Below are 20353 nucleotides of genomic sequence, written 5' to 3'. Positions count from 1 at the left end.
CCTATATATCGCTTCCCGGACATAGAGGATAGTAGGTTACACGGATGTCATCAGAAGTCTGGTGCGCGAGAATCGGCGGACAGAGAAGGTCTGCAGGCTTGCCATTTTGATGATATCAATAAGGGTGACAGAGAGGGATGCGGCCTACAAAGATACGATCAAGCGCCTGGGTAAGAGGTCACGGGTCTTATACAGAACAAGGAGAATACCCGCGTGTTTAGGCGCGGGATGAATCCGCCAACCCCTCCACAATCCATTGTCGATAGCAAGCCCGGATATTCAACCGGTCTTCAACCCAATATTTCACAATAGAAGCGAGTATAAGCGATTATACAGGCGTTCAGGATGCTGGAAGTCCACCGAACCCACCGAGCGAAAATCCTCAACCACGCGCAGGTAGAGGACTCGCTCGACCGGCACGGGTGGAGTGCCAGCAAGCTCTGGAACGTCGCTAACTACCACTCCCGAGACGTATGGGAGGAGACGGGCGAAATCCCCGACCACGAGGGGTTGAAAGACGAGTTGAAAGGTCACGACAAGTACAAGGGACTGCACAGTCAGTCCAGTCAGCGGGTTCTGGAGGAACTCGCTGAAGCCTTCAGCTCGTGGTACTCCAGTGATGATGACAGGGACAATCCGCCCGGCTACCGCAAACGCAACTACTACGACGACCAAGGCCGCCGCGTCCACGAAGAACACCCTCGTAGCACGGTGACGTGGAAGCAGAACGGCATCCGCCACGACACCAATAACAACCGCGTTAGACTCTCCAAAGGAACGAATCACAAGGAACACCCCCGAGCGTGGGAATACATCCTCGTCGAATACGAGACACGGCCCGGCGTAGAGGTTGAAAACCTGCAACAAGTCAGGGCCGTCTACGACAATGCAACGGAACGGTGGGAACTCCACCTTGTCTGCACAGACGAAATCGACACTCCCGACGCTCCCGGCAACGAAACTGCTGGTATCGACCTCGGCATCAGCAACTTTGCCGCCGTCGCCTACAGTACCGAGGGCGCCGATCTGTACCCCGGAAATCGGCTGAAACAGGACGGGTACTACTTCCCGAAAGAGATCGCCAAGTGCGACGAATCCGGTGGTGAACGAGCCACTCGTCTCCACGTGAAGTGGTCGGAGCGCCGCACCCACTTCTTCCACAGTCTCGCCAAACACATCGTTGAACGGTGTGTCGAGAAGGATGTTGGTCGTATCAACGTCGGGGACTTGGAAGGCGTCCGCGAGGACGAAGACGGCGAGTCGAAGAACTGGGGAAAGCACGGCAACCTTGACTTACACGGCTGGGCGTTCGACCGGTTCACCAACATCCTCGAATACAAGGCAAAAGTCGAGGGCATCACGGTCGTGGAAGTGTCCGAGCGAGACACGAGCAAGACGTGTTGCGTTTGCGGGAGGGAAGACGACAGTCAGCGTCTTGAGCGCGGGTTGTACGTCTGCGAGCCGTGTGATGCAGCGTTCAACGCTAACGTGAATGGGGCGGAGAACATCCGTCTCGACTTGAACCAAAGTAACTCCAAGTCTTCGACCAGTTTGGACGAGGATAGGAGTATCGGCTGGTTGGCACAGCCCGGAGTCTACCTTTACGACTTGTCCAGCGGATTCCAACCGCAGGAACAAGTGGTAGACTGCAGACCGTAATATCCCAATCCAGCGGTGCGGTGCCGTGGGATTCCTCCGCCTGAAGGCGGAGGAGGATGTCAACGGCGATTCTGAAGATTACGCTAATGTTTCATGACGGCGCTGTTCTTCGAAGATACAGCGATACCAGGGACTCGGACGGTCGTTGGACTACTCAAGCCAGTCTGCTCCCCATTCATCTAAAGCATCAAATACGGGGCAGAGATCGCCCCCCTTCTCGGTCAACGTGTAATAGCTTGCAACTGGTGACTCCAACTCCTTGCGGTTGTCGATGAATCCTTCCTCCTCCAGATCATTAAGGACGCGAGACAGTGTATAGGAACTCGCTCCCGTCGACCGCTTGAGTTCGTTGAACCGCTTTTCTCCATCTCGTAAATCGTTGAGTATGACGAGTTTCCACTTCGACCCCACCTCTTCAACTGCTCCGACGACGTTACAGACGTCTGCATTTCGCCGCTCAACGTCGGTCTTTTCCTCCGAATCACCCTCGGGTGGTTGGGTCGACATAACCTACTCACATGGTTGTTGCCTGAGCTATAAGAAGGTTTGCCTACAAACTAGGTAATGTAATGGAACTACAAAACGCAACTGTGCTGGTAACCGGTGCTACCGGGAATATGGGCCCGTATGTGACGGACGCGCTCATTGATCGCGGTGCCAACGTCGTCGGTACCTACGTTACCGAAAGTGCAAGAGACGGTGTCGAGACGCGGGCCGAGTACGCCGACGCAGTGTCGTACCACCAGGTCGATCTAACCGATCAGGCGGCGGTCGAAGCATTCGCCGAGACTGTCGCCGGCAATCTCGGGCCGGTCGATCATATCGTCGGCCTCGCCGGGGGGTTCTCGATGGGCGGCATCAATGATACCGACGGTGATGTGTTCGAAGCCGCGCTCAATCGGCACGCGAAAACGGCCTTCCTGACTGTCAAGGCCTTTGCGGACCACCTCAACGAGCACAGCGGTGTCGTCCTGTTCAGCTCGGACCGGGCTATCGAACCTGTCGGCGGTACGCTCGCGTACGACGTCGGGAAGGGCGCTGTCCGCACGTTGGCCGAATCGCTCGACGTCGAACTCGATGGCCGCGTCAACGCGATCGCTCCGTTCCTCATCGACGTTCCCGGGAATCGCGAAGCGATGCCGGATGCGGACTTTTCCGAGTGGACCGCACCCGAAGCCATCGTCGACGAAGTACTCCATCTACTCTCGAATGAGGGAGTCACGGGGCAGATTGTCCAGATGACTGGCGGCCAGTCAGAGGTGGAGATCTAATGGCCCAGACCGTGTCACATCAGCAGTCGTCCGAGACGGCTAGGCGGTGGAGTCTTGCCATCGTTCGACTCGCCCTCGGGATTCCGATGCTCATCTCTGGCGTTGGCAAAGTGTTCGCAATCGGGCCGAAGTCGATGGGCATCTCGGGGTTCACGGGCTTCTTGGCGAGCCTCGGCGTTCCGCTTCCAACGATTGCGGCATGGGGTGTCGGTCTCCTCGAACTTGTCGGCGGCATCTTGTTGCTGGCCGGCCTGGCCGTTCGAATCGTAAGTGTGGTAATCGCCATCGATATGCTCGTCGCGACACTGCTGTTCCACCTACCCAACGGGTATCCAGCCGCGAGTAATGGTATCGAACTGACGCTCACACTCACCTTGATCGCAGTAGCGCTTTCTCTGAGTGGCCCTGGAGCACTCTCGATCGAACACGTGCTGTTCGACCACGAGGACAGCTCTTCTGATTCGTCTCAGGCGCGGGTCGTAGATAGATAAGCAGCGCCCACATCCATTTTATTGACTTCAATGAATACAGAAACACTCCCACAGGAAACACATATCGGACGGACAGCGCTTCGCGTCTCGGAGCTCACGGAAATGGCCGAGTTCTACCGGGACGTCGTTGGACTCAGCGTTCTCAGTCACGCCGACACGACAGCCGTTCTCGGTGTCGAGGAGACCCCGCTGCTCGTCCTAGAGCACGACCCGGATGCACTCTCCCGACACCAGTCGGGAGCAGGCCTCTTCCACAACGCGTTCAGGGTTCCCTCGCGTGAGGCGTTGGGCGATGCATTAGCCCGCATCCGGGAGCATTGGCAACTCGGCGGTGCATCCGACCACGGCGTCAGTGAGGCACTGTACCTTACTGACCCGGAGGGCAACGGCATCGAGATCTACCGAGATTACCCACGTGAGGACTGGCCTCTCGGTGACGGTGGGCGCGTTCGGATGGGAACGTATCCCCTTGATCTGGAATCTGTAGAGGCTGTTGCCGCCGGTAAGTCAGGACTTCCTGCTGGAACGGACGTGGGGCACGTTCACCTCGAAGTGTCTTCACTGGAGGTGTTCAGCGACTTCTACGTGGACACCATCGGGTTCGATGTACAAACGGAAGTGCCAGCCGCACTCTTCATCGGTGCTGGCGGATACCACCATCATATCGGTGCGAACACGTGGAACCATCGATCAACGCCAGCCGGCGGCACAGGTCTATCTTGGTTTGAAGTGGTCCTTCACGACACAGAGACACTCGACGAAGTCCATGAGCGAGCCGCGGACAGTCAGTATACAGTCACTGAGACGGGCGACGGTATCGCCGTCACAGGGCCGGACGGAATTAAGGTGCGATTCCGGGTCTGAACGCAGCTTTAGTTCTAATCAGTCCGCTCTCCAGAATATTCTGATCGCCCGAGAGAATGATTGTTGGTCAATAAGCAGCTTAGCTGAACGACTGATTTGCGGCGTCATAGAGATGCAAGGTGGATACCTGCGCCTTTAGGCGCAGGAGGAAACCGACACTCCCTCCACCAAGCACCGTCGATGGCAGGGCGACTCCCTAATTAAGACATAAAAACGCTCGGTGTTTTGTGAGGTATATGGAGGTCCGTCGAACCGTCCCCGTCAAGCTCGACGTGGACGATAGCGACGCTGACCTTCTTCGGGCGACAATCCAGCAGTTCCTCGATTCAGCTAACTACATCGTAGACGTTGCGTCCGAAGGAGAGTACGTCGAGACACGGAAGTCCGTACTCCATGAAGAAACCTACAGCGACGTGCGCGACCGAACCGAGCTACACAGCAACCACGTTCAGTCCGCACGCGACCGCGCTGTAGACGCGCTCAAAAGCGTCGTATCGAAGTGGAAGAAAGGAGAGTACGCTTCGCTCCCGACGTTCACGACCCCGTTCTGTGAGTACAACCAGCGCAACGCAACGTTCTACGACGACCACGCCACGCTGTCTACTGTTGACGGGCGTGTCACCGCCGAGTACATCCTTCCCAACGAGGACCGCGACACACCCCACGCAGAGTACCTGTTCAACGAGGACTACGAACGAACAGGTGCGACGCTCCACGAGCGAGACGACGGACTCTACCTCCATATCCGAACAAAGGCGGATGTGGACACCCCCGAACGCTCCAAGAACGGAACGGTTCTTGGGGTAGACCTCGGGGTTGAGAACATCGCTGTCACTTCGGCAGGGACGTTCTGGTCTGCCGACGAACTCAACCACTGGCGTACTGAGTACGTTGAGCGCCGTCGGTCGCTTCAGGAGTGTGGGACGCGGTGGGCACATGAGAACGTCCAGTCGGTCGGTGAGACGGAGACATGGCGGTTCACACAGGAACTACACCGCATTGCGAACGAGCTTGTCGAAGAAGCGGTCGAGAACGACTGCTCGCACATCGCCTTCGAGGACTTGACCAACATTCGAGAGCGAATGCCGAACGCACGGAAGTTTCACGAGTGGGCGTTCCGAAGTTTGTACGAGAACGTCGAGTACAAGGCTGAAGAACGCGGTATTTCGGTCGAACAGGTGAATCCTGCGTACACGTCACAGCGGTGCTCGACGTGCGGGTTCACCCACGGCGGGAATCGCCACCAAGAGTCGTTCGCGTGTCAGCAATGCGGGTACGAGAACCACGCTGACTACAACGCCTCGAAGAACATCGGACTAAAACTCCTTCGCAACCAAACTGGAGGCGAGGGAGGCGCACCCGTAGGCGTGCGCTTGAACAGCGGGATGGTGAACACGAACGGAGTCACATCCGTGCCAAATTTGGCTTGAGTGGGAGTCCACGCTGAATGCCACGGCCTTCAGGCCGTGGTAGCTTACCCCGCTCGATTGGAACTGTGACCTCCTGAACCGTTTTAGGGTATTTGAGCCGTTCGACGATGTTCTGGTCGATGTCAAGATGGTCGGAAACACGGTACAGCTGTCGACGGGCCGTTTGAAGTGCCGATCCCGGCTCGGACGATTCTACCGTCGCGTCTTCTGATTCGCCGCGTGAGCTATGGGTTTTGGAAGCCATGGTCATTCAAGCGGGGTTCGACGGTTTCGCATCGGGCCACTGCAGTCGGGGCACTGGCCGGGACTGGTCTCTGCGAAGATGACATTGCCACACTCGAAACACTCGTACGGTGTTTCTTCGTCTGGTTCAGGATCGACATTCCTCATGATGAATTCACGAGCGCCGATCGGTGGATCGGAAGCACTCTGATAAATCGTAATAAGTGTATAAGGGAATAATGAGATGTTTGTTAAAGAACCCTATTCTGAACTAGTTGTTTGTTATTGAACCCTACTAACAGAGGCTGCGATGGGGTGGTTATACTCTTCGAAGAGCGTGGCAAACAGTTTCCGCTGAACCGTGCGGGCGTGTTTATAAAATGCAGGCGGGGAGATACCGAGTGTCTCTGCAACATCTTCGCCAGTGCTCTCACGCGGTGACTCGAAGAACCCACTGTAGTACGCCGTCTGGATCACTTCCAGCTGTCGCTCGGTCAGTTTCTCGAGGAACGTCGCGTAAAGGTCGCGTTCTGCGGTCTGATCGAGCGTCTGTTTGGAGCGGAGTTCGACGGTCGAGAACGCCTCACGGACGAGTTGTGTGATCGTTCGAACATCTATACTATCCGGAATATCGATGACGAGCGTTGTCGTGGTGGGGTTTGCCGTCGCTTTCCGGAAGACAGCACCGTGATCAGCCAGCTCCAGAGCCAGAAACGGTTGAGTGAGCCGAAGCCGCAAGACACCCCCATCACCATCGGTACTGATCTGTTGGACATCGTCGATTGCGACTAGCTGTGCAGCGGTGTCTGCAACGTCAGCCAGAGCTGCGCCCTCGACAGTAACGAACACGTAGTTCCCCTCGGTTGACCGCTGGACGCCACCCTGATATGTGAGTGTGCACGCTGTGTCCCGTGCAAGCCGTGTGAGGACGAACGCCGGATCGTCGATGACGAACTCGACACGCGTCATCGAGGTCGAGAGCAGCGCATTCTTCCGCTCGATCGCGCTGAGAGCAGACGCGATGGTTTCACCGAGTTCACCCAGGACAGCTTTCGTCGTCTCGTCGAACGCATCCCGGTCTGGAGCGTAGACTGTTAGGACACCGTGCATGAGGTCGTTGTACACGAGCGGGATACTCAATACAGAGAGATAGTCGCGAGTGAGTGCCTCCTTCCGCCAGACTTCGTCACGGAGACCGGTAGCGACGTTCGTAACCATCGTCACGTCGCTGGTCGCTGCAGTTTGTCCGGCCGGCTCTGTCCCTGACGCGTCGACGGTGAACGACTGGCTATCCAGATAACCCTCTTCGGTGCCTGCCCAGGCCCGTGGATCGACGGTGTCGGTCGCTGAATCGACTGTGCCGATCCAGGCAAATCTGAACCGATCGTCGGCGGTCAACAACTCACAGACCGTGTGATCGATCTCCTCTCGCGTTTCGGCCTGCACGAGGGCTTGATCGATCTCCCGAATCGTCTCGTTGATACGGTTCAGGGCGGTGAGTTGTTCGTTTTGCTGCTGGAGCGTACGGTCCTGTTCACGGAGTCGTGACTCTCGCGTGACGCGGTCGAGGGCTGCCTCGGCTGTTGCGGCGAGCAGATCGGCCAGTTCCTTGGTCACGTCGTCGAAGATACCAACTCGGTCCGAACCAGCAACGAAAACGCCGTGGTTGCCGAGTGGAATGTAGGCTGCACTGCGAAGGTCAGTCGCCCGGTTCTCAAGCCGATCCGTCTCGTGAACGTCGTCGAAGAATAGGGCTTCGTCTTCGACGAAACTGTAACTCGGAAGAGTCTCGCCGTCGGCGTGAACGGTGGGGAGCGGGCCGTTGAGTTCTTTCATCGTCGCCGAGTGTGCTGCCGGTTGAAGATCGTTGGTATCGGCATCGAAGAGATAGACCGCACTCGCATCCAGATTGAGGACGCCGGGTGTGTCGTCGACGACGTGCTGGGCGATTTCCTGATGGGTTTCGGCGTAGAGGAAGTCCCGAGCGGTTTCCTGAAGCGTTGCGAGGGCCTCCTCGCGTTGCTTTCGTTTCGTAATGTCCCGACAGCTGAAGAGGAGTGTTCCGTCCTGAATCGAGACCTCCCGGACGTTCACGAGGAGTGTGTGTTCGCGACCCGCCTTGTCTGTCGCTGTGGTTTCGATGTTCCTGAGAACGCCGTCAGCCGCGAGTTCGTCGCGGTCGAAGAGATCTTCACCGAGGAGGTCGTCGATTGTCCCCTGCTGGTGAATCTCGTCAGCTGTGTAGCCGAAAATAAAGTGGACGTTGGGACAGACGTAGGTGTACTCGCCGGCCTCATCCGTGATGAGGACGGTGTCGGTCATGTTGTTGAGCGTGACGCGATGAAGTTGCTCTGATTGACGGAGATCGCGTTCGAGGCCGACGCGTTCGGTGATGTCGACGCCTTCGACGACAATCGAGACGAGGTCACCTCGTTCGTTCTCGACCGGATGCACGGAGAGATCGATGACGCGTGGGTCCTGGACGTGTGGGGGCTGTTGGACGACCGCGTTGCCGAACGTTCCGCCGAGTGCGCTCTCCACGATCTGTTCGATGTCTGCGTTCGTTGCATCGGTCTCTGCCCACCATGGTAGCGTCCAGAATGGCTCGCCAACGATCGTTTCGACGTCCTCTTCTATCATCTCCCGTGCTGTTTCGTTCACACGGGCGAGCGAGCCATCCGGGTCAAGCACCCACGTCGCGGTTCGCGAATCGTTGAAGATAGCGTCGAACTGTCTAGCCCGCTCCCGCTGCGTTACCGACCGCTGTGCAGATCGGACGGCCTGTTCACTTCGTTCGAGGAGTTCTTCGTGCATCTGTTCTACCGGTTCCGTGAGCACGATATAATCGGTAACACCAGCCTCGATAGCCTCGCTGGCGATGGCTTCGCTCCCGTCGACGGTACAGAGTAGTACCGGTAGAGTCGTGGTTTCGGTGCGTATTTCTCTGAGTAATTCCAGCCCCGTCGTTTCTTCGAGCGTGTATCCGCTGATGAGACAGTCCGGAGTCCGTTTCCGGACGATGTCGATCGCTTTCGCCTTGGTTCGAGCTGTATGCACAGTCGCATCAATCCGTGTCTCAAGGGTCGTGGCAAATCGCGCAATCCAGTCATCCGTCCCGACGAGCAACACCGTCGACGAATCGAGAACAGGTGGAGAAGAAACCATTATTCGAATACACTGGTAGCGCGAACGATTTTTTCAATGCCGATTCGAATGTGCATCCAGTTCTGTTGCTGTGCTGAGTCGGAATACATGTGTAGGGCTAGTTAATCATCAGACCAGCTATTGACAAAGTTGTTTGTTATTTAACCCCCAGAGGTATGCGAAGCGATATGTAACGTGGATATGCGATTATCGAACCTCATCACGATCGACCGTCTCCTCTCGATTTCAGCGCCCACCACCTCAACTAATGACTAGCCGACTTACCACTACCCAGTCTGAAGACGCAACCAACAGTGAACCACAACAGAACCACCAGTCGACGTGGGGACTCGTCGTTGGGGCGAGCCTCATCTCGACAGGATTGGCTGCCTATGAGATCGTTCCGGCTAGTGTCACCCCACTCATTCGTGACTCGTTGGGTATCGGCCCGACAATCGCTGGGTTCCTCGTCGGGATCATGTTCGGCGCTGCAGTGGTTGCAAGCCTCCCGGCTGGGGCGGTGCTCGACCGAACAGATTCCAGGCACGCGATGGCACTCGCGGTTCTCACACTCGTTGCTGCAGGGACGTGGGGATGGTTCGCTGGGCGCCAAGGGGACTACCGATCGTTGATTGCATCACGAGCGCTCGGTGGCGTCGCCTACGTCGTCGTCTGGAATGCGGGCATCGATATCGTGAGTCGGGCAGCGAACGCTGAGAACCGGGCAACGGCAGTCGGCATCTTCACCGCGAGTGGGCCAATCGGATTCGCACTTGGTCAGGGGACTGGCCCACTGATTGCGCATCGATTCGGATGGCCCGCGATCTTTGTTGCATTCGCGGGCCTCACAATCGTTGGTCTCCTCCTGTTTTGGCCGGCCAGTCGAGGACTCGGAACGACCCGGGGAGACGCGCCTTCCATTCAGGAGTTCGGTGCGGTTCTCCAGAACCGGAATGTCTGGACAGTTGGGCTGCTCGGGTTTCTCGGCTATTCGTTGTACCTGTTCGTGAATAGCTGGGGTTCATCGTATCTCACAGCGGAACTCGGGCTTTCACTCGCAGCGAGTGGCCTTCTGGTAGCCGTGTTTCCGGCCATCGGTGTTGTCTCCCGGATCAGTAGTGGCCTCCTGTCCGACCGGATCTTCGGTGGTCGCCGCCAGCCCATCGTCTTAGGATCTTTTGGGGTTGCCGCTCCACTCGTGCTCGTCTTTACCCGATTTCGCTCACTTCCACTGCTCATTGGGCTCCTGGTTCTCACCGGGTTTGCAGTCCAGCTAACGCTCGGCCTGTCCTTCACGTACGTTCGAGAGGTTGTCGATTCGCGGGTCGCTGCGACAGCTGTCGCGTTCCAGACGAGTGTTGGGTTGACGGGAGCGTTCCTTGCCCCGATTGCAGGCGGTGTTATTGTTGACATTGCTGGATTCGATACTGCATTCTTACTCGCTGGAGTCCTCGCCATCTGCGGGATTGCGGTCGCATGGGTGGCTCCAGAACCAGGGGGCAACTCAGAGGCGTTCTAGAACGTACCTGTCGACGTGACGGCAGCTTTTACGATGCCGAGGACCGGTCGTTCAACCGACACACGGCCCATGATATTTCGTATCATATTGTACCGAACGGGGAGAATTTTCGCCGACAGTGGGCAATCGCCGTATTCACCGACCAGAAGCCACTTCATTCGCTGACGAGTGCAACTCCCTGTAGACTCCGTCCACTGTCCGATAAACGTCGTCGCACCGGGCGCGAGCAAGTACGGCGCGCGGCCGCCGACGGGTGACGTCGCCGCCCGGTTTACTTGCCTAGACACAACGTCCATTTGACTATGACCGATAGCCGTCAGTGCGGGCACTGCCGTACCCCCTCAGGTGCCCGCCATACGCCAAAGTCTCACCCTCACCATCCATGACCGCGTCGGGTATTTAGACCAGGCGTGGTTTTCAGGACTGTTCGACCTGCGCTCCGAGTTCATTGAGTCGCGTCTGTTCCTCGGTAGCGACCACCGCCAGGAACGTCCAGCGGGGGTCCATTAGGTTAGCCGTGCCAGCGACCGCATCATCATTGTTTCGTTGATTCCGTCCTTTGAAATACCCATAATTGAAGCGATGGAACCGAACACCCTGCCATCCATGCAGCGCTGGGAAGCGCTAGATTCCCTTCAATAAGCCGGTGTGCCGGTTTTTGTCTCAATATCCCCGACAGCCGACCATAGACGAGAACGGCTTCCACGAGATACTGTGCAAACCAATATCATCAGTAGCGTTACTTCAAGAGATGGTGGCTGAAATATATCTCTTAGCAACAGTCATTTGTCATGCAAAAAGAGAATTATTTGGCATGTCAGGCCAGTTATCCCGCCGAAAGTTTACCCTCGAACCGCAACACGGTGAGCCGACGACTAAAAATCTTGAACTCAACGATATCGAGGTCTTTCTCGAAGAAAACGCAGATCACAATCCCGAGCTTGTCAGTGTAACCTTCGAAGTGACGGATCCTATTTCTGACTGTAGTACAACAAATTAACTGACGACGCCATACTGAACGATAGGTTGCCAGCCTGTACTTACCGGCGTACGATCCCCCAATACGGTGCTCGAGAATCCAGCACTCTTGCTATGCCTCTAGTTTAAATCTCGGTCATCTTGTCTGCAACGTCTGGTTTGCATACCTCCGAATCCCCAAAAACGGAGTTCGGAATACGTATCGGACGTGTCCGGGCAACCGTAACCATGGCCAGTGAAAAAGAGAAGATGCTGAACGGGGAACTATACGCCGCCGATGATCCTGAACTCGTGGCCGAGCGGAATCATGCGCGTAACCTGACGAGACGCTACAATCGGACAGCACCGGACAATCATGAGACGCGCCGAAAGCTACTCGAAGACCTATTCGGGTCACTTGGCGAGGAATGCCATGTAGAGCCGCCCTTTCGCTGTGACTACGGCTACAACATCCATGTGGGAGAGAACTTCTATGCGAACTTCGACTGCGTTATCCTAGACGTCTGCCGAGTGAATATTGGCCAGAACTGTCAGATTGGGCCAGGCGTCCACATCTACACCGCGACCCACTCGCTTGATGCGACCGAACGGGTCAAAGGGCTGGAGTACGGCAAACCAGTGACGGTCGGCGATAATGTCTGGATCGGCGGCCAAGCGGTTCTCAATCCCGGTGTAACGGTTGGTGACGACGTTGTTATTGGGTCTGGAGCAGTCGTGACAGAGGACATCCCTGACGACGTCGTCGTTCAGGGGAATCCTGCGACGATAGTCAAAGAACTCGAGACGGACGAGTAGTCCTCACCGTACCATGCATGTGTTTACTCTGCAACGATTACACGAGTGGCTCTGAACAGAGAAACTGTACCAATCGACCACTGTAACTAAGCGGACTCAGTCCGCAGAATTGACAGCTGTCGATGCCGATTGTTCATGGCTGGTCGAGTTACCACGGCCACAAACCCCACTGCAGCAGCGCCAGCACAGGCCGCAGCCACCCAAAATGCAATCAGCGCCGATGCTAAATTGCGCCGACTGCCACCGACCCGGGTAGTTGTCCAATCTTCCACGAGAGTTATCGGAGCGAGAAACTGCCGGCAACGGCGTTCAGTCGCTCACCCTCTTCGATGAACAGCGTCGTGCTGACGGGCAGCCGGATACTGTCACCGATGCCAGGGATGCTGTATGCAGCGAAGCGCCCGACAAACACAAGAGGTAGTACCATCGTTTTCCCGATTGCCGACAGGGTTACAGTGGACTGCCCTCGGAGTCAAGCCCCGAGGCACTCGCCCCGCTCATCTGCAAACACTTGGACCGTCAACGCCGTGTCGCGTGGCCAAGGCGGTTACATGCAGCCCCTCGGGAAATTGAAGCAGCTACGGCTACACAAGTTGTGGCGTACTTGCCCATCGCCAGCACTGCAGGGTAATCCGGGCCAAACCGAACAGTATTCTCCAACTGTTTTTGTGTCGGGAGTACAAGGTCACAATACGGTCGTCGGCCACTCATGTTCTCACCCAAGAGCGTCTGTATGGTCGACGGCCACTCGGCATCAATCTGCGCATCGCAATCATCGATCAGGACCTCGTTGTACTACTGCAGTTTCTGACTCAGCATTGCTGGTCTACCCTCTCTCGGTGATTCTTCGACACGATGTGAAAAACGGGTTATACAGTTATGGAGAATTCCGATTTCTGTCCACATCGTACTATTGGGTGTATGACAAAACGACGCCACCGAACGAACACGAATAACGCTGATGAGGTTAAATTCTATCTCCCTGGCTCACCACGCCCTTCTCGGGAACCGGGTAGAACTGAGCAGGCTCTGAAAGCTTTGTTCAGTTCTCTTCATTCTGAGTTTAGGACGTATACACAGGGAAATACGGTCAGTAAGAAATAGAATCAGCTTCTTTCGTTTTTAATACTGTAGCTGTAATCATTCCGACGCCTCTTTCATCGCAGTCCCAACCAGGGGGAATCGGGGACGAACAGATTACCGTGTGCATCATAGGAGGTACTATCATCATCCTCCCTGCGTTCCGTTTGATGGAATGAGTACACAGTTTGAGCGCAAGTGAGCCGTCTGCCTGTCTTAGCCTGACTATGCCGCCAAGGAGCAGTTTGATATAAAAGGGTCAGTAAACGACGAAGAAACGAGGCCAGTTTATTCGTAGTCGCTGTCCGTATCGTACAGGTAATGAGTGATGTAACGGCTGTCTTCCGAGTCCAACATCCTGATTTGGTCCTGACACAAACACTAGCTCACGACCAAACAGCTACGGTAGAACCGATCTCGGAAGCCGGAACTGACCCCCATTCGGGTAAATATCTATACCACATTCACTCAGAGAGTTTCGAGCAGTTTGAGGCTGGATTGCAAAACGATCACACAATAGCGGACTACGAACAAGTCCTCCGAACGGACGACGAGGCGATCTACAGCTTTGAATACACGAATCAGTCGCAACTCTTCTCTCCAGTCATTTCTATTTCTAACGGGGTAGCGCTTGAAATAAAAAACGACGGGGCAGCCTGGATTATGACTGTCTGGATGCCGAGTCGTGAGCAACTCTCCCGCCTCTGGGAATTTGCGTCGGAGAACGACATAGAAATTGAGCTACAGCGAGTGAACGGCTACGCGAGCCCGCTAGAAACGGATGCAGGACTCACCACGAGTCAGCGTGAAGCGTTACTCCTCGCACTCAAGGCCGGCTACTTTGAGGAACCTCGGGAAGCGAGCCTCCGTGATGTGGCAGCGGAGCTCGGGATCTCCCAACCAGCTGCCGGTGGACTACTTCGCCGGGGAATCAAGCGGCTCATTCTTTCATCACTTTCAATCGACAGGTGACATAACGGCGCACTCCACACACGGGTCTCACGACTAATATCGGAGTCCTTGTATCTGAACTTCCCAGACAAAGACGCATGCCCTGCTGAAGGAGACCAATGTCAGTCCGTTATGGATTCTTCTCTAGGACTCACTGGTAGGTTTCTGAAGACAGGTCTTGCACCGACATTCCTCGAGTGCAAGGTTGTCTGTCAATTTTTGATGTTCTCGGAACTTTTGAGTGGGGATAGCACATGTTCCTCACGCGGGCCCGAATGCCCGTGCCTCTGACAGCAACGTCGGCGACCGCAGGACCACGGCTGGTCGTCGACGTATCGCTGAGGTATCCTCAGCGATTTTCAATGGAGTACGGACTAATGCCAATAGGACTATAAAAACACGTATCAAACGACGCACTGCGGGCTGTCAGAGGCACCCCATCAGAGCCGGTGACCCCTCTTTCACCTGCTCTGAAACCACTACCTGATCAAAACGGTTAGATGCGGGCATGACCGAAGCCATCACTCTCCCAGCGTGTCCGTCCACCCTGTCGCCATTTTTGAATCCAATTTCAAAGTCTTGTCCTGCGGCGTAGGATGGATATCACTCGTAGTAGCTATGTCGCTCAGTGACGGTGCCAAAAGCCACGTTCTGATTGACCGCTTCGATCTCGACAGTGATGCGTTCACCGATTTCTGTGTCAGGGACGATAACGACGTACCCCGTTCGACTCGTGCCACTCCGTCACCTTGATCGCCCATACTCTCAATCTCGACGCGGCGTGTTTCACCTTCGTCGACTGGCGGCTGTTGTGTCGCGGAGTCACTTGACTGTACTGAACGATTCACCCTGTGACGACTTGCGGGGTATGCGAACTGTTCTATGATACCCTCATACCGTCTCTTGGATTCTGTGTGCTCCCTTAGCGGGTGAGGGAATTCATCATGAGTTCAGACGATGTCGGATGGTTCTCTATGAACGCTAGTGCGAGCGTATTCGAGGTTGACGGGATCACCCGGATGACTAAACTCCTTTCGGCCGAGTTCATCAGAACCCCAGCGAGTCTCTTCGAGATTGAGTTGTCAGAGACATCCCACACCTCGCGAGCAGATCTCTCGTTTTCGCTGTCTGCCGTAGCGTCCTTTCGGAACGGGTTGAGATCGATGTCGACGACGACGGTGAACTCCGAGTCCATGCCGACGGCGATGTCGACAGTATAGTGTACCGGCATCAGCAGCAGGAACTGGTTGCATTCGAGGCTACCGAGGCACTGACGCGGTTCGAAACGAGCCGCCTCCGAACGATCGACCGTGCCTTGCCGGGTGAGTCTCCTTGCAAACTCCAAGTGAATCGACACAATCCTGTCCGTATCAGCGCACCATTCCCTGACACCGAGGCCATCTGTCAGTTCATCGTTGCACCGAAATTGCCGACCTGACCACATTCTCGGTCGAAAGCTCCGGACACAGTGGTGTGTCGCTAACCAACAATCGGTAGAAAATCGCTGATTGTTGGTTAGTCGATTTTTGCGCCCCCAGTGAAGCGAGAGGGCGACCTCTCGCGACATCATGGACGAGACTATCCCAGATTACGAGCGATTCGAGCGTCGACAGCTAGCCAACGACCGCGACAAAGAGCGAACGGCCGCTCTGCGTTTCGACGAGTCGGTTGCTCACGATCTCGTCGAGGACCTCCGTGCTGAGGGCGTTATCGACGTCGTTCCAGACGAGCAGTTGCTCGTCCATTCTCCGTCTGGACGAGCCTTTGGATCGGACAAGGCAGTTGCGTACTTCCACACGGGCTGGCAGGCCGCGACTGCCGACGACGGCGAGTAGCACCCACAGACGGATTTTGTGTGCCCCGTGGGAGGTGCGGGGCGTGCCCGAGAGTGCGTCCCGGACACAACGATGTCGACGATCCAAACCGACCTTCCCAAGACAGCGGCCAGCCAACAGACTACCTGCTCGTTCGACGAGTCTGACACGCGTGCCGACGACATGCGTGACCAGCTTGATGCGTGGGTTGCAGACCTCGCGGAGTTGACCGACGACGCACAAGCCAGCGAGCAGTTCCAGCAGTGGCTGGACGTCCAGAGCAAGTTTCACGATTACTCGGCCCGGAACACGCTCCTCATCCAATTGCAGTGTCCCGAAGCGACCAAAGTCGCGGGGTACAACACCTGGCAAGAGGAGTTCGACCGGCAGGTCCAGCAAGGTGAGGACGCGATCTGGATCTGGGCACCCATCATCACGAACAAGTGTCCCAAGTGCGGCAATTCGCCCTCGTACCACGCAAATACCGAGTGTGAGTACGATGAGGCAGAACCAGACAACTGGTCGCGAGGCCTCGTGGGATTCCGGCCGACGGCGGTGTTCGATGTCTCGCAGACTGAGGGAGAGCCGCTACCCGACCTCGAGACCAAGACCCATGGCGAGGCAGACGGTCTCGTCGAGGACCTGTTGGTGGCGACCGACGACATCGGCGTCGACGCAACCATTGTCGATCCCGAGGAATGGACGCACGGTTCGGCACGTGGGGTGTGCGAGCGTCGGAGTGTCACGACGACCAATCCGATTGTCGAGGTTGTCGACCGGGACAACCGTGCGGACCTCGCGAGAACCCTCATTCACGAATTCGCGCACGCCCTGTTGCACTTCGAGCCCGACTTTGACGAGGAGACATCCTGTCTCGAAGTCGAGGCTGAAGCCGTCGCTTACATCGTGAGTCGGCACTTCGGGTTGGACCCGGACAACTCGGCATTCTACCTAGCTGCGTGGGACGACGACGCGCCGGAGACGCTCCATGACCGGTTGGACCGAATTTCGGCGACGGCGGCCGACCTCATTGACACGGTCGAAGAATGATCATGTGGCAATTGGCACCGCTTGGAGAATGATATGATTAGCCACGATACTGGACCCGACTCAGAATCGTGCAGGCACTAGTTGAAATCTGCCGGTTTCGTCTCTTCGTCTGGTAGTTACCGCGGCTTGTCAAATTGGAATTAATCATGAATCTGGAAGGTAATCGCGACGCTGTTCGGACTTCTCTCGCTCGCCGCGTCGGTCGTAGTGTTTGTCGAGAATCTGGTCGCTCGCGTTCAGTCGATCGGACACCACTCGGCGGGGCACGTCCTCGCGTCGGTAGGAGGTGACCCGCCCGCTCCGCACGTCGTGGGGGGACCGGGCGGAGGGACACTTCGAAGCGAGGCTCCGCGCAGTGGCATCGCAATCCTCAGGGTCGCGGTCGTGAGGGCACTCCTCGCCGCGCCAGCAGGGACGGGTGACTTTGTACACCGCCGAGCGAATCGTCGAGCGCGACGCCCGGCCGTTCGTCGTCGTGATGAGCGGGCGGCGGCCGTACTCGTCGAAGACGCTGTGCCGCGGGCCGTCGATGTAGTCGCGGAGGACATCGGCGACGTGGTGGTTGATCGCGTTCCAGCGCTGGCCCTTGTCCTTGTTCTTCAGCGGCGTGTCGGTGTCCGGTCGGTTCACGAACTCGACACCGGGATTGTCGTCGTCGAGGTGACAGTCGTCTACGTCCAGCGCGCGGATGCCGCCCATACGCGCGCCGGTGTGCCACAGCAGGAGGACGATGACGTGGGTCTTCGAGGCGTACTCGAACTTCCGGAGGTAGTCGAGTATCTCGTCGGCGCGGTCCGGTTCCAGCGTCGTTGCGCTCACGCCGGCCCCGCCGTTGACTGTGGGCAGAGGTACCTTGTTCTGCAGGTCCTCGGGCACCGCGTCGACTTCCGCGGCGAACCGGAGGAACGAGCGGACCGTCGCCAGCTGGCCGCGGAGCGTGATAGGCTCGATGGGCTCGCGGTCAAGGCCGTTCCCCTCGCGCCGCCAGACGCGATAGGCGTACAGGTCCCGGCCGGTCAGGTCGTTGAGGTTGTCGATGTCCTCCTCGTCGCAGAACTCCCTGAATGCCTCCAGCCGGTACTCCTGTGACTGGAGCGTGGCCTCGCTCAATTCGTCCTGCCGGGCGTCGATGTACATCTCGATGCCGCGGGCGGGGACGAGCGGTTCGAGGTCGGTCACGCGCGCTCACCTCCGTCGAGGTCGCGGTCGTAGGGACCAACGGGCGTCAGCAGTCGGACCTGCTCGCGTTCCAGCAGCCCGCCGTCGCGACGGTCACGCAGTTCGTGGAACACGCCGTCGACGTCGTCGGCGCGGGCACACTTCGAACACCAGAAGTGGTGGTTGGTGGGCTCCCAGGACCGGTGGCCGCGGGGACACACGAACCGCCACCGGTCGCTACGGTTCTCTATCTCGACCGTCTTCTTCGTCTCCGACATTACCGCTCGGGACTGACGGAGGGGGGTACAAAAGGAGGAATCCAGACGCGTGTGGTGGAAGTGAAAGTAATCGTTTCGCCACCCCGTCCCCCAAATATTCGCTATTTCGGAGGTGAAAGTGAAACCGGGGCGCGGGCGGTCGGTCGTGCCACCTGTCTTTTGGCGGCGTGCATCGGTCGTGGTCATGTGTTCGCTCACGAGAGCGGCACCCCGGCCGACGGTGGCTCGTCGGCGTCCAACTCTTTCTCACCCCTACCTGCTCCATCGACGGCCCGGTGATGCGCTCTATACCTACCCTACTTTTGTGCTATCCATTTCAACTTTGTGCTGTATATGTCAGAAACGACTTTCACACCCATCGCGATAAATCCGACCGTTGCAACTATCGGGAACCCGCGAGATTTCCGGGTATGCGCCCGCGAGTGGCAGGAATGAACGAAGTAGATGACTCCATTCTGGAGTTCTTCGCGGTCCAAGATGACGCTCTCGTACTCTCGCCTGCGTTGGTCTGGTACAATCTCCATGACCAGCGGAACCTCATTGACAAGAGCCACGAGACGGTTGCTCGCCGGATGAGGAAACTCTCGAAACGCGGGCTACTGGAGAAAGTTGATGAGGGGAAGGGCTACTACCAGATTACGCAGAAAGGCCGCGACTACCTTGCGGGCGATCTAGACGCCGACGACCTCCGACTTGAAGAATGAGTATCTGAATCCCGGTTGTGCTATCTCGTGACCGTCACTCTGGTTTCCATCTGTGGCGTTTCCTGTTCGAATGAAGACTCAAATTCGGCTTTGTTTTCAATTTGCTTCTCAGGGTCGTATATGAACATTAACAGAGTGTCGATGTTAGTGTCAAGCCGGTACTGTTCCTTATCTTCAGATAGCTCCTTGCGAAGTGCTTTCTCTTGACGAGTAGGCGAAGCTCGTTTTACTTCGATTCCAATCGTTTCATCCTGTATCAAGAAATCTATCCGAGGGGACACGGAGCTATGACGTTCGGTGTGCGGCTCTCGGCGGACATCATCAAAGTCCAGTTTAAGTAGCCCGTGGAGAAGATACTGAACATCCGCTTCATCGTTCATTTCGAGTGGTTCTTTGTCTGATCGTCGTTCCCGTAGTGGAAGAGCAATTTCACCAAAGCGATTGAAAATTTTCTCTATTTTATGAACCGCTGTCGCCTCTGAGGAATTGACATTTTCATTGAAATGGTCTATCTCCCCATCATACTCAACGGTGAAGAAATCGTAGAATGTGCTATAGAGCTTTTCTACGTTTTCTATTCCTTGGGGAAGGTCGTTCTCTACCACTTCTGAACATGGAACCGAAATATTTCGCCACTCTTTGTGAGACTTATGCCAATATGCAAATTCGACAGAATGCTCGCTGATAGACACCAGAAGTTCCGTGAACTCTGTCTCGGCAGAGGTTAATTTACCACGGACTTTTTCTGTTCCCTCCCAAGAATGAACTCCCTCTATTTGATCTACGCTCTTGTGAAGCACGTTGTTGATTTTCAGAGGGCGGCGTCGAGAGCATGTTTGAGCGCTTCGTCACCTGGTTTTCTGTAGAGTTCGCAGCGGAGCTGAAAGGCTCTAAGATACGGTGTTAGCTTGTCTTTTGACACTCCTCGGTGGGGCGAGAGCCACC

Annotated in this window: 19 protein-coding genes and 3 pseudogenes; 11 read left to right on the top strand and 11 right to left on the bottom strand. The window is 56.5% G+C overall.

Features of this window, described 5'->3' with window-relative positions:
* The first annotated feature begins 345 nt into the window (after window positions 1-345).
* Window positions 346-1659, top strand: a complete 1314-nt coding sequence (locus EGH21_RS19775; protein ID WP_220620135.1) for an RNA-guided endonuclease InsQ/TnpB family protein — start codon at window positions 346-348, stop codon at window positions 1657-1659.
* Between the two features lie 150 nt (window positions 1660-1809).
* Here the strand turns inward: EGH21_RS19775 and EGH21_RS19770 are convergent, their stop codons facing one another.
* A complete protein-coding gene (locus EGH21_RS19770; protein ID WP_220620134.1) occupies window positions 1810-2166 on the bottom strand; it encodes a winged helix-turn-helix transcriptional regulator in 357 nt (118 codons plus the stop codon).
* A 62-nt stretch (window positions 2167-2228) separates the two neighbouring features.
* Between EGH21_RS19770 and EGH21_RS19765 the strand changes: the two genes are divergently transcribed.
* From EGH21_RS19765 to EGH21_RS19750, 4 genes are all read left to right on the top strand, one after another.
* The gene (locus EGH21_RS19765) at window positions 2229-2930 is read left to right on the top strand and encodes an SDR family NAD(P)-dependent oxidoreductase (protein WP_220620133.1); all 702 of its coding nucleotides are present in this window, start codon (window positions 2229-2231) and stop codon (window positions 2928-2930) included.
* Window positions 2930-3421, top strand: a complete 492-nt coding sequence (locus tag EGH21_RS19760) for a DoxX family protein (protein WP_220620132.1) — start codon at window positions 2930-2932, stop codon at window positions 3419-3421. Before EGH21_RS19765 ends, EGH21_RS19760 begins: the two co-directional genes overlap by 1 nt.
* A gap of 30 nt (window positions 3422-3451) precedes the next feature.
* Window positions 3452-4285, top strand: a complete 834-nt coding sequence (locus EGH21_RS19755; protein WP_220620131.1) for a VOC family protein — start codon at window positions 3452-3454, stop codon at window positions 4283-4285.
* Window positions 4286-4521: 236 nt separating this feature from the next.
* Window positions 4522-5715, top strand: coding sequence for an RNA-guided endonuclease InsQ/TnpB family protein (locus EGH21_RS19750; protein ID WP_220620130.1), 1194 nt, complete (start codon window positions 4522-4524; stop codon window positions 5713-5715).
* A 49-nt stretch (window positions 5716-5764) separates the two neighbouring features.
* Here EGH21_RS19750 and EGH21_RS24775 read toward each other — a convergent pair.
* From EGH21_RS24775 to EGH21_RS19740, 3 genes and pseudogenes are all read right to left on the bottom strand, one after another.
* Window positions 5765-5959: pseudogene (locus EGH21_RS24775) on the bottom strand (Glu/Leu/Phe/Val dehydrogenase); the annotation flags it as partial.
* Window positions 5960-5961: 2 nt separating this feature from the next.
* Window positions 5962-6105 (bottom strand): rubrerythrin-like domain-containing protein, encoded by a 144-nt coding sequence (locus tag EGH21_RS19745; RefSeq protein WP_220620129.1) that lies wholly within the window; start codon window positions 6103-6105, stop codon window positions 5962-5964.
* A gap of 114 nt (window positions 6106-6219) precedes the next feature.
* The gene (locus EGH21_RS19740) at window positions 6220-9102 is read right to left on the bottom strand and encodes a bacterio-opsin activator domain-containing protein (protein WP_220620128.1); all 2883 of its coding nucleotides are present in this window, start codon (window positions 9100-9102) and stop codon (window positions 6220-6222) included.
* 247 nt (window positions 9103-9349) lie between these two features.
* Between EGH21_RS19740 and EGH21_RS19735 the strand changes: the two genes are divergently transcribed.
* Window positions 9350-10600 carry an MFS transporter gene (locus EGH21_RS19735; protein WP_220620127.1) on the top strand — a complete coding sequence of 417 codons (1251 nt, stop codon included), beginning with the start codon at window positions 9350-9352 and terminating at the stop codon, window positions 10598-10600.
* 1206 nt (window positions 10601-11806) lie between these two features.
* Entirely contained in the window at window positions 11807-12373 is a 567-nt protein-coding gene (locus EGH21_RS19730; protein ID WP_220620126.1) for a sugar O-acetyltransferase, read from the top strand.
* A gap of 277 nt (window positions 12374-12650) precedes the next feature.
* Here EGH21_RS19730 and EGH21_RS19725 read toward each other — a convergent pair whose 3' ends face one another.
* Window positions 12651-12800: a hypothetical protein gene (locus EGH21_RS19725; RefSeq protein ID WP_220620125.1), complete on the bottom strand. Its 150-nt coding sequence runs from the start codon at window positions 12798-12800 to the stop codon at window positions 12651-12653.
* A gap of 974 nt (window positions 12801-13774) precedes the next feature.
* On the opposite strand from EGH21_RS19725, the gene EGH21_RS19720 reads away from it, so the two are divergent.
* Window positions 13775-14425: a helix-turn-helix domain-containing protein gene (locus EGH21_RS19720; protein ID WP_220620124.1), complete on the top strand. Its 651-nt coding sequence runs from the start codon at window positions 13775-13777 to the stop codon at window positions 14423-14425.
* Between the two features lie 582 nt (window positions 14426-15007).
* Here the strand turns inward: EGH21_RS19720 and EGH21_RS19715 are convergent.
* Together EGH21_RS19715 and EGH21_RS19710 are read right to left on the bottom strand one after the other, a co-directional pair.
* Window positions 15008-15222 (bottom strand): annotated as a pseudogene (locus EGH21_RS19715) (TRAM domain-containing protein); the annotation flags it as partial.
* Window positions 15223-15326: 104 nt separating this feature from the next.
* Window positions 15327-15749, bottom strand: coding sequence for a hypothetical protein (locus EGH21_RS19710; RefSeq protein WP_220620123.1), 423 nt, complete (start codon window positions 15747-15749; stop codon window positions 15327-15329).
* A gap of 220 nt (window positions 15750-15969) precedes the next feature.
* On the opposite strand from EGH21_RS19710, the gene EGH21_RS19705 reads away from it, so the two are divergent.
* Window positions 15970-16239 (top strand): DUF8069 family protein, encoded by a 270-nt coding sequence (locus EGH21_RS19705; protein ID WP_483867066.1) that lies wholly within the window; start codon window positions 15970-15972, stop codon window positions 16237-16239.
* A 72-nt stretch (window positions 16240-16311) separates the two neighbouring features.
* A complete protein-coding gene (locus EGH21_RS19700) occupies window positions 16312-17268 on the top strand; it encodes an ArdC-like ssDNA-binding domain-containing protein (protein ID WP_220620121.1) in 957 nt (318 codons plus the stop codon).
* 144 nt (window positions 17269-17412) lie between these two features.
* On the opposite strand, the gene EGH21_RS19695 is transcribed toward EGH21_RS19700, so the two are convergent.
* Both EGH21_RS19695 and EGH21_RS19690 read right to left on the bottom strand, forming a co-directional pair.
* Complete coding sequence (locus tag EGH21_RS19695) at window positions 17413-18405, bottom strand: tyrosine-type recombinase/integrase (protein ID WP_220620197.1); 993 nt, start codon at window positions 18403-18405, stop codon at window positions 17413-17415.
* A gap of 38 nt (window positions 18406-18443) precedes the next feature.
* A complete protein-coding gene (locus tag EGH21_RS19690; protein ID WP_220620120.1) occupies window positions 18444-18704 on the bottom strand; it encodes a hypothetical protein in 261 nt (86 codons plus the stop codon).
* Between the two features lie 431 nt (window positions 18705-19135).
* Between EGH21_RS19690 and EGH21_RS19685 the strand changes: the two genes are divergently transcribed.
* On the top strand, window positions 19136-19408 hold the full coding sequence (locus tag EGH21_RS19685; RefSeq protein ID WP_220620119.1) for a PadR family transcriptional regulator: 273 nt from the start codon (window positions 19136-19138) through the stop codon (window positions 19406-19408).
* Between the two features lie 20 nt (window positions 19409-19428).
* Here EGH21_RS19685 and EGH21_RS19680 read toward each other — a convergent pair whose 3' ends face one another.
* Both EGH21_RS19680 and EGH21_RS19675 read right to left on the bottom strand, forming a co-directional pair.
* Window positions 19429-20208, bottom strand: a complete 780-nt coding sequence (locus EGH21_RS19680; RefSeq protein ID WP_220620118.1) for a PD-(D/E)XK nuclease domain-containing protein — start codon at window positions 20206-20208, stop codon at window positions 19429-19431.
* Between the two features lie 11 nt (window positions 20209-20219).
* A pseudogene (locus EGH21_RS19675) lies at window positions 20220-20353 on the bottom strand (IS1595 family transposase); the annotation flags it as partial.

This window comes from Haloarcula rubra, assembly GCF_019599465.1.
Lineage (GTDB): Archaea > Halobacteriota > Halobacteria > Halobacteriales > Haloarculaceae > Haloarcula > Haloarcula rubra.
Note: the sequence above shows the minus strand (reverse complement) of the source record. Positions and strands in the feature narration are given on the sequence as shown.

What these genes read in the sequence shown, in the direction of transcription:
- EGH21_RS19720 (WP_220620124.1), top strand. Translation starts at nt 13,775, where the DNA reads ATGAGTGATGTAACGGCTGTCTTCCGAGTCCAACATCCTGATTTGGTC.
- EGH21_RS19700 (WP_220620121.1), top strand. Translation starts at nt 16,312, where the DNA reads ATGTCGACGATCCAAACCGACCTTCCCAAGACAGCGGCCAGCCAACAG.
- EGH21_RS19730 (WP_220620126.1), top strand. Translation starts at nt 11,807, where the DNA reads ATGGCCAGTGAAAAAGAGAAGATGCTGAACGGGGAACTATACGCCGCC.
- EGH21_RS19765 (WP_220620133.1), top strand. Translation starts at nt 2,229, where the DNA reads ATGGAACTACAAAACGCAACTGTGCTGGTAACCGGTGCTACCGGGAAT.
- EGH21_RS19685 (WP_220620119.1), top strand. Translation starts at nt 19,136, where the DNA reads ATGAACGAAGTAGATGACTCCATTCTGGAGTTCTTCGCGGTCCAAGAT.
- EGH21_RS19690 (WP_220620120.1), bottom strand. Translation starts at nt 18,704, where the DNA reads ATGTCGGAGACGAAGAAGACGGTCGAGATAGAGAACCGTAGCGACCGG.
- EGH21_RS19740 (WP_220620128.1), bottom strand. Translation starts at nt 9,102, where the DNA reads ATGGTTTCTTCTCCACCTGTTCTCGATTCGTCGACGGTGTTGCTCGTC.
- EGH21_RS19755 (WP_220620131.1), top strand. Translation starts at nt 3,452, where the DNA reads ATGAATACAGAAACACTCCCACAGGAAACACATATCGGACGGACAGCG.
- EGH21_RS19760 (WP_220620132.1), top strand. Translation starts at nt 2,930, where the DNA reads ATGGCCCAGACCGTGTCACATCAGCAGTCGTCCGAGACGGCTAGGCGG.
- EGH21_RS19745 (WP_220620129.1), bottom strand. Translation starts at nt 6,105, where the DNA reads ATGAGGAATGTCGATCCTGAACCAGACGAAGAAACACCGTACGAGTGT.
- EGH21_RS19695 (WP_220620197.1), bottom strand. Translation starts at nt 18,405, where the DNA reads ATGTACATCGACGCCCGGCAGGACGAATTGAGCGAGGCCACGCTCCAG.
- EGH21_RS19750 (WP_220620130.1), top strand. Translation starts at nt 4,522, where the DNA reads ATGGAGGTCCGTCGAACCGTCCCCGTCAAGCTCGACGTGGACGATAGC.
- EGH21_RS19725 (WP_220620125.1), bottom strand. Translation starts at nt 12,800, where the DNA reads ATGGTACTACCTCTTGTGTTTGTCGGGCGCTTCGCTGCATACAGCATC.
- EGH21_RS19770 (WP_220620134.1), bottom strand. Translation starts at nt 2,166, where the DNA reads ATGTCGACCCAACCACCCGAGGGTGATTCGGAGGAAAAGACCGACGTT.
- EGH21_RS19735 (WP_220620127.1), top strand. Translation starts at nt 9,350, where the DNA reads ATGACTAGCCGACTTACCACTACCCAGTCTGAAGACGCAACCAACAGT.
- EGH21_RS19775 (WP_220620135.1), top strand. Translation starts at nt 346, where the DNA reads ATGCTGGAAGTCCACCGAACCCACCGAGCGAAAATCCTCAACCACGCG.